General features: G+C 37.5%; 6 protein-coding genes. All 6 read left to right on the top strand.

Annotated elements, in window-relative coordinates; genetic code table 11:
• Window positions 1-806, top strand: an 806-nt coding sequence (locus V7183_RS14410; RefSeq protein WP_335359958.1) for an L-lactate dehydrogenase, incomplete at its 5' end; no start/stop codon positions are given.
• Window positions 807-1193: 387 nt separating this feature from the next.
• Window positions 1194-3131 carry a 1,4-alpha-glucan branching protein GlgB gene (gene glgB, locus V7183_RS14405; protein WP_335359957.1) on the top strand — a complete coding sequence of 646 codons (1938 nt, stop codon included), beginning with the start codon at window positions 1194-1196 and terminating at the stop codon, window positions 3129-3131.
• Window positions 3079-4209 (top strand): glucose-1-phosphate adenylyltransferase, encoded by a 1131-nt coding sequence (locus V7183_RS14400; protein WP_335359956.1) that lies wholly within the window; start codon window positions 3079-3081, stop codon window positions 4207-4209. The genes glgB and V7183_RS14400 overlap by 53 nt, the downstream gene beginning before the upstream one ends.
• A gap of 18 nt (window positions 4210-4227) precedes the next feature.
• On the top strand, window positions 4228-5271 hold the full coding sequence (locus V7183_RS14395) for a sugar phosphate nucleotidyltransferase (RefSeq protein ID WP_335359955.1): 1044 nt from the start codon (window positions 4228-4230) through the stop codon (window positions 5269-5271).
• Window positions 5272-5396: 125 nt separating this feature from the next.
• The gene (gene glgA, locus V7183_RS14390; protein ID WP_335359954.1) at window positions 5397-6833 is read left to right on the top strand and encodes a glycogen synthase GlgA; all 1437 of its coding nucleotides are present in this window, start codon (window positions 5397-5399) and stop codon (window positions 6831-6833) included.
• Between the two features lie 11 nt (window positions 6834-6844).
• Window positions 6845-9253 carry a glycogen/starch/alpha-glucan phosphorylase gene (locus V7183_RS14385; protein ID WP_335359953.1) on the top strand — a complete coding sequence of 803 codons (2409 nt, stop codon included), beginning with the start codon at window positions 6845-6847 and terminating at the stop codon, window positions 9251-9253.
• The last annotated feature ends 143 nt before the right edge of the window (window positions 9254-9396 follow it).

Raw genomic sequence — 9396 nt, 5'->3', positions numbered from 1 at the left:
CAATGGACTTAAGCCATGCGGTACCATTTGCTCCAGCACCAACAAAGGTTTGGAAAGGTAGTTATGCAGATTGTAAAGATGCAGATCTTGTTGTTATTACTGCTGGATTACCACAAAAGCCAGGTGAGACTCGTTTAGATTTAGTTGAGAAAAATACAAAAATCTTTAAACAAATCGTACGCGGTATTATGGACAGCGGATTTGATGGGATTTTCTTAATCGCAACTAACCCAGTTGATATTTTAACTTATGTAACTTGGAAAGAATCTGGATTACCAAAAGAGCGTGTAATCGGTTCTGGTACAACTTTAGATTCTGCTCGTTTCCGCTATATGTTAGGTGACTACCTAGATGTAGATCCACGTAACGTTCATGCATACATCATTGGTGAACACGGTGATACTGAACTTCCAGTATGGAGCCACGCTACTGTAGGTGTACAAAAGCTAGAAACAATTTTAGCGAATAACGAACAGTATAACAAAGAAGATTTAGATAAAATCTTTATCAATGTACGCGATGCTGCTTATCACATTATCGAGCGTAAAGGTGCAACTTACTACGGCATCGGTATGTCACTACTTCGTGTAACAAAAGCAATCTTAAACAACGAGAACAGCGTACTAACTGTATCTGCATACCTTGAAGGTCAATACGGTGAGAAAGATGCTTATGTAGGTGTTCCAGCTGTTATTAACCGCGAAGGTGTACGTGAAATCGTTGAGCTTGAGTTAAATGAAGAAGAAAAAGCGAAATTCGCTCACTCTGTAAAAGTATTAAAAGAAACAATGGCACCAGTACTATAAGATAACTGATAAGTCATTCAGAGGTAGGAAACTGCTTCCTGCTTCTGAATCTTTATATAAATTCATATAAATTCCTTTTCCAGTTCCCTTGTATATCCCCAAATATACACCCCCTTTTCTTGGAGAAGGATTGTTTATAGGAAAACCACTCTATTCAAACATAGAGTGGTTTTTTATTATATGGTTACAAATAAATTTATTATGTGAAAATAAACCGTTTTCAATGAATATTCGTCAAAATTCGATATATTTTATCAAAATTTTAAGTATTACCTTTAATTTCCGTGGAAAAACGTATATTTATTTAAAATGTCACAAGGATATTTCAGTTATTTAGCGAAAGTTTAAAGGTATTAAAAATTCTGTCATCTTAGTGAGGTGAACATATTGGATGTAACAAATTGCATAGAAGAAAGAATGTCTGAATTTCATACAGAAGGATGTTATGAGAGCTATAACATATTTGGAGCACACCTTGTAAGAGAGAGAGAGGTACAAGGCGTGCGTTTTACTGTATGGGCTCCTCATGCAAAAAATATAAGTGTTGTTGGAGATTTCAATAATTGGAATAATGGGCAACATAAGATGCGAAAAATGACAGAAGAGGGTATTTGGTCGTTGTTTATCCCACAGTTAGGGGAGCAAGAAATATATAAGTATGCGATTGAGACTTTAGATGGTGAGATTATTTTGAAAGCAGATCCTTACGGTACATATGCAGAAGTGAGACCAAATACGGCATCGGCTATTTTTGATATAAGAGGATATGAATGGAATGATCAGAATTGGTTTCGGAAGAAGAAGCGGAAGCCGATTTATAAGGAAGCAATGGCTGTTTATGAATTACATTTTGGTTCATGGAAAAAGAAAGAAGACGGCTCTCTGTACTCGTATCGAGAGATGGCAGATGAGTTTATTCCTTATGTGGCGGAGCATCAATTTACTCATATTGAAATTATGCCGCTTGTTGAACATCCGTATGATCGTTCCTGGGGATATCAGGGAACTGGATATTATGCGGTCACAAGCCGATTTGGTACGCCTCATGATTTTATGTATTTTGTCGATAAATGTCATAAATATGGAATCGGTGTCATTTTAGATTGGGTACCGGGGCACTTTTGCAAAGATGCTCACGGTTTGTATTTATTTGATGGAGCGCCGACCTATGAATATAAAGATTTGGATGTACAGGAAAATCGCGTGTGGGGAACAGTGAACTTTGATTTGGGAAAGCGAGAAGTTCGAAACTTTTTAATTTCAAATGCACTGTTTTGGATGAAATATTACCATATTGACGGTTTTCGTGTCGATGCGGTTGCTAATATGTTGTATTGGGAGAAGGAAGGAAAGCAGCAAAGTAATGAATATGCAGTTTCCTTTTTGCGAGAGTTAAATGAGGCAGTATTTGCAGAGGATGCAGAATTTTTAATGACTGCAGAAGATTCGACAGCTTGGCCGCTTGTAACGGCTCCAACGTATGAGGGCGGACTAGGATTTAATTATAAGTGGAATATGGGCTGGATGAATGATGTATTGAAATATATGGAGTGTGCACCAGAATACCGGAAATATATTCATGAGAAAATGACATTTTCTTTGCTGTATGCTTACTCCGAAAACTTTATATTGCCACTATCTCACGATGAAGTTGTTCATGGAAAAAAATCATTGTTAAATAAAATGCCAGGAGACTACTGGGAAAAGTTTGCACAGCTGCGTTTATTATATGGATATTTCTTTACGCATCCAGGCAAGAAGCTGCTCTTTATGGGTGGTGAATTTGGTCAATTTGATGAGTGGAAAGATCTTGAGGATTTAGATTGGAATTTACATGAATTTGAAATGCATCGTTATATGCATGATTACTTTAAAGAGCTCATAGCATTGTATAAGCGCTCTAAACCACTTTGGCAGCTCGATCATTCGCAGGAGGGATTTCAGTGGATTGATGCTAATAATAAAGAACAAAGTATTTTCTCATTTATTCGTAAAGGAGATAAGGAAGAAGATATCCTTGTCGTGGTATGTAATTTTACCAATGTGGTGTACGAAAACTATAAAGTAGGTGTACCAGAGTTCACGTATTATAACGAGATTTTAAATAGTGATGCAGCAATGTATGGCGGTTCCGGACAGGTAAATAAAAAGCGCCTAAAAACAATGCTAGAGCCATATCATAGTCAGTCTGCTCATGTAGAAATCACAATTCCACCATTTGGCATATCCATTTTACGGCCAGTGAAGACGAGAAAGGGGAGTAAAAAACAAGATGGTTCAAAAGCAGACGTGCGTAGCAATGTTACTAGCAGGGGGAAAAGGTAGTCGTTTGAGTGCTTTAACAAAAAATTTAGCAAAGCCAGCTGTTCCTTTTGGCGGTAAGTATAGAATCATTGATTTTACATTAAGCAACTGCTCGAATTCTGGGATTGAAACAGTGGGGATTTTAACGCAGTATCAGCCATTAGAGCTCCACAATTATATTGGGATTGGGAATGCGTGGGATTTAGACCGTGTGAACGGGGGAGTAACCGTGCTACCTCCTTATGCAGAGTCCTCTGGGGTGAAATGGTATACGGGAACAGCAAGTGCAATTTATCAAAACTTAAACTTTTTACGGCAGTATGATCCAGAATATGTTCTGATTTTGTCAGGAGATCACATTTATAAAATGGATTACAGTAAAATGCTAGATTTCCATATTGAAAAAGAAGCAGATGTTTCGATTTCGGTTATTGAAGTACCTTGGGAAGAAGCAAGTCGATTTGGTATTATGAATACGAACGAAGAGATGGAAATTGTTGAATTTGAAGAGAAGCCACAGTTTCCAAAAAGCAATTTAGCTTCAATGGGAATTTATATTTTTAATTGGGAAATTTTAAAAGAATATTTAGAGATGGATGCGCGAAATCCAGAGTCTAGTAATGATTTTGGAAAAGATGTCCTCCCGCTTTTATTAGATGAAGGAAAGAAATTAATTGCTTATCCATTCCAAGGGTATTGGAAAGATGTTGGAACGGTCAAGAGCCTATGGGAAGCAAATATGGATTTGCTTCGTGATGAGTCTTTACTACGGTTAAATGATCATGAATGGCGCGTTTATTCTGTCAATCCAAATGAGCCACCACAGTTTATTTCTGAAGCGGCAAAAGTGGAGGAATCATTAATAAATGAGGGATGTGTTATTGAAGGGGAAGTGAAGCATTCCGTTTTATTCCAAGGTGTAACAGTAGGAGAAGGAAGTAAAGTAATAGATTCAGTCGTTATGCCAGGAGCTCACATTGGTAAAAATGTTGTAATTGAAAAAGCAATTGTTGGATCAGGTATGGTAATTGAAGATGGCATGGTTGTTCGGTCAGAGAAAAATACGGATGATATCGTATTAATTGCAGAGGGAAAATAGACGAAGGGGATGAAATGAATGGGAGAAACAATGTTAGGAATTATTAATGCAACAGGAAGTTTTCCTTCCTTAAAGAAAGTAACTGGGCATCGTTCACTGGCGGCACTGCCATTTGGAGGGCGGTATCGTCTCATTGATTTCATGCTTTCTAATATGGTTCATTCCCATATTCATAGTGTAGCGATTTTTACAAGTCATAAAAATCGCTCCTTGATGGATCATCTCGGATCAGGAAAACAATGGGATTTGGATAGAAAACGTGACGGTTTATTTTTATTTCCTCCGAATTGTCAATGCGATCAAGATGAGTTTGGTTCCTTTGCTCATTTCCGAAGACATATTGATTATTTCCTGCGCAGCAGAGAGGAGTATGTAGTCATTACAAATAGCCATCTTGTTACCGCCTTGAATTTTCAAAAGGTATTAGAGAGACATATACATACGAAAGCAGATGTCACTGAGGTATGTCATAAAGGTGTTTCACTGCAAACATATGTACTTAAGAAACAATTATTATTAGATTTATTTGAAACATATAAAGATATGGAACACTATAGTTTATTTGATATAGTCAAGGAGAAACGAGGAGAATCGCTATGTATTACTACATATGAACATACAGGATATGTAGCGGTAATCGATTCAATTGAAAGCTATTATAAACATAGCTTAGAAATTTTGCAGCCTTCAATTTGGAAACAATTATTTACGAAGGAAGCCCCTATTTTTACAAAAGTAAAAGATGAACCACCAACGCGCTATATGAAAGGTGCTAGGGTGACAAATACAATAATTGCAAACGGTAGTATGATTGCAGGAAAAGTAGACAATAGTGTTGTATTTCGCTCTGTAAAGGTTGGAAAAGGTTCTGTCATTCGAAACAGTATTATTATGCAAAAGAGCCAAATTGGAGATAATTGTATACTAGACGGCGTTATTATTGATAAGGATGTTAAAATTGAGGATGGTGTGATTTTAACAGGAACACCTGATAAACCGTACGTTGTGGAAAAAGGTAGTGTCCAAAATCACACAATCAATAGTTATTCTCAAATATTCTAAAAGATGAATCCCTATTTGATAGGGATTCATCTACTCATAAATATAACGAATCAAAAACTCGAAGGGAGGAAGCTGTTAGAAGGGCGGCTATCGGCGTATACGCTTTTCAGGCAGTGGAATAACACGTGAATATTTTATTTGCAGTATCAGAATGCGTACCGTTTATTAAATCCGGAGGTTTAGCAGATGTAGCAGGTGCACTTCCAAAAGAGTTGAAGAAATTAGGAGTAAACGTTCGCATTATACTTCCAAACTATAGTCTTATCCCTGCGCATTTACGAGAAGCATGTACGCTTCATAAAGTAATCAATGTTCAGCTCGGTTGGCGAAATCAATACTGCGGAATTTTGAAAGGTGAGCAGGACGGGATTACGTATTATTTAATCGACAACGAATACTATTTTAAAAGAGATTCGCTCTATGGTCATTATGATGATGGAGAACGCTTTTCTTTCTTTTCGAGAGCTGTATTAGAATGTATCCCGCATCTTGATTTTGAAGTGGATATTTTACACAGCCATGATTGGCATACCGCAATGGCAAATTTCTTACTGCGTGAAAAGTATGGGGACAACCCGTTATATAAACATATTAAAACGGTTTATACCATTCATAATTTGCAGTTCCAAGGTGTATTTCCCCGCGAGGTTATGCATGATTTACTTGAGCTTGGTGATGAATATTTCCATAGCGAACAGCTTGAGTTCTATGGAAATGTTAATTTTATGAAAGGCGGTATCATCGCTTCAGATCGTATTACAGCGGTCAGTCCGACGTATAAAGAAGAAATTCAATATGAATTTTTTGGTGAAAAGCTAGATGGCTTATTACGCAAATATAATGATAAGCTGAGCGGCATTGTAAATGGGATTGATACGAGCGTGTACAACCCGCTAACAGACCCTTATATTACTGCTCAGTATGATGCAGAGTCATTATATGAAAAACAAGATAATAAGCGTGCCTTACAGCGTTATTTTGGTTTGCCGGAAAAAGAAGATACACCAATTATTTCGATGGTAACGCGATTAACAAAGCAAAAGGGGCTGGATCTAGTACGTGCTGTCTTCCGTGAAATCATGGAAGAGGATGTACAATGCATCATTTTAGGATCAGGGGATTCTGAGTATGAGCAATTTTTTGAATGGATGGCATATGAATATCCAGAAAAAGTAAAGGTATACATTGGATTTAATGAAGAGTTGGCGCATCAAGTATATGCGGGCAGTGATTTATTTTTAATGCCATCATTGTTTGAACCATGCGGACTCGGACAACTCATTGCATTAGCATACGGCGCAATCCCAATCGTAAGAGAAACAGGGGGATTGAATGACACGGTGCAGTCTTATAATGAGGAGACTGCATCTGGAAATGGCTTCACCTTTACAAATTTTAATGCGCATGACATGTTACATACGATTCGTCGTGCACTTCATTATTATCATAATGAGCCAGTATGGAACCAGCTTGTAAAACAAGCGATGACAGCAGATTACAGCTGGAAAACGTCCGCGCTTGCATATAAGGAGCTATATAGCAGTTTGCTGAAACACTCTTAGGTGGTGAAAAAATGTTTACTCATGTGGAAAGCTTTAAAGCAGCTTTTTTAGAAAAACTAGAAACGATGTATGGGAAGAGTTTCAAAGATTCTACAAGTCGAGATCAGTATAATACACTTGGTCATATGGTACGTGAGTATATAAATCAGGATTGGATTGCAACGAATGAAAGGTACCGAGCTGGAAATCAAAAGCAAATGTATTACTTATCAATTGAATTTTTACTTGGGCGTTTACTTGGAAGTAACATGCTCAATTTAGGAATTCGAGATGTATGTGAACAAGGGCTTTCTGAGCTTGGTATTTCATTAAAAGAATTAGAAGAAAGTGAAGCGGATGCAGGTCTTGGAAACGGAGGGCTAGGTCGCTTAGCGGCTTGTTTTCTCGATTCACTTGCATCTTTAAATCTTCCTGGACATGGATATGGCATTCGGTATAAGCATGGCTTATTTGATCAAAAAATTGTTGATGGATATCAAGTAGAACTACCAGAACAATGGCTCCTTCATGAAAATGTATGGGAAGTAAGAAGGTATGATCAAGCGGTAGAAGTGAGCTACTTTGGAGATGTAGAGCCAATAGAAATAAATGGCCGCCTCGAATTTCGTCATACGGATGCAGAAGTGATCATGGCAGTTCCATATGACGTTCCCGTTATTGGGTATGAAACAGATACCGTGAATACACTCAGACTTTGGAATGCAGAGCCAGTTCCTTTCCCGCAAAACTGTAAAAATGTTTTGAAATATAAACGCGATACAGAAGTGGTTTCAGAATTTTTATACCCAGATGATACACATGATGAAGGGAAAATACTACGTTTAAAGCAGCAGTATTTTCTTGTATCGGCAAGTTTACAAAACATTGTTCGTATGCAGAGAGAGCGAAATGGAACGCTTCGCAATTTACATGAGAAAATTGCGATTCATATTAACGATACGCATCCGGTTCTAGCAATTCCAGAGCTTATGCGTATTTTACTAGATGAAGAAAAGCTCGCTTGGGAAGAGGCATGGAATATTACAACTCAGACGATTTCTTATACGAATCATACGACATTATCAGAGGCGCTTGAGAAGTGGCCTATTCACATTTTTAGACCGTTATTACCACGCATTTATATGATTATTGAAGAGATTAATGAGCGTTTTTGTCACGAGCTTTGGGAGCGGTATCCGTATGAGTGGAAGCGAATTGAAGACATGGCTATTATCGCGCATGATCTTGTGAAAATGGCGCATTTAGCAATCGTCGGAAGTTATAGTGTAAATGGTGTTGCTAAAATTCATACGGAAATTTTGAAACAACGTGAAATGCGATTATTTTATGAGTTTTACCCAGACAAATTTAATAATAAAACAAATGGGATTGCCCATCGGCGCTGGCTTATGAAGGCAAACCCGCAGCTTACGAATCTCATCTCAGAAGCAATTGGAACGGAGTGGAAGAAGCAGCCGAGTCAGTTGCAATTACTGCAAAATTTTAAACAGGATGCGGCGTTTCTTGACAAGTTGCAGGCTGTAAAGCAGGAGCGTAAACAGATTTTGACAGAGCGCATTCACAATAAAATGGGGATTATTGTTGACCCAAATTCCATTTTTGATGTACAAGTAAAACGATTGCATGCCTACAAAAGGCAGCTATTAAACGTGTTACATATTTTATATTTGTATAATCGTTTAAAAGAGGATTCTAGCTTTTCGTTTTATCCACGTACATTTATTTTCGGGGCGAAAGCATCGCCGGGTTATTATTACGCGAAAAAGATTATTAAATTAATAAGCGAACTTGCTAGAAAGGTAAATGATGATCCGTATGTAAGTCAATATATGAAGGTTATCTTTCTAGAAAACTATCGGGTTTCCCTAGCGGAAGATATTTTCCCAGCGGCAGATGTAAGTGAGCAAATCTCAACAGCGAGTAAGGAAGCGTCGGGAACAGGAAATATGAAATTTATGATGAACGGTGCAGTTACACTTGGAACGCTAGATGGTGCAAATATTGAAATAAAGGACAGGGTAGGCGATGATGCCTGCTTCATTTTCGGGTTAACAGCAGAAGAAGTGCTTCATTATTACCAAAATGGTGGCTATCATGCAAATGATTACTACCATCATAATATGTACATTAAAAAAGTGGTTGATCAGTTAACGAATGGATTTTTTACAAATGCTGGGGCTGAATTTGAGGTTATTTACGACTCTCTTGTCATTCAAAATGACGAGTACTTTGTCCTTCGTGATTTTAGCCCATATGCAGAAAGGCAAGAAGATGTAGGAAGAGCATATGAAAACAGAAGAAAGTGGCTAGAAATGTCTATTTTAAACATTGCACAATCAGGCCATTTTGCGAGCGATCGTACGATTTTACAATATAGTAACGAAATTTGGGGTATTGGTGATAGAGTTAAGCTTTCGTGATTAATAAGATAGGAACACAGAGAGGTCCTTTATGAAGATTGTTTAAGAAAAATGGATGAAAATCCGAACTATATAAATCCATTTTAATTTTTCGACATCTAAATCTCTGCTATGCAGAATACAAAGTCACCTACACTCGTTTG

This window comes from Bacillus sp. JJ1127, from assembly GCF_036965845.1.
Taxonomy (GTDB): domain Bacteria; phylum Bacillota; class Bacilli; order Bacillales; family Bacillaceae_G; genus Bacillus_A.
Note: the sequence above shows the minus strand (reverse complement) of the source record. Positions and strands in the feature narration are given on the sequence as shown.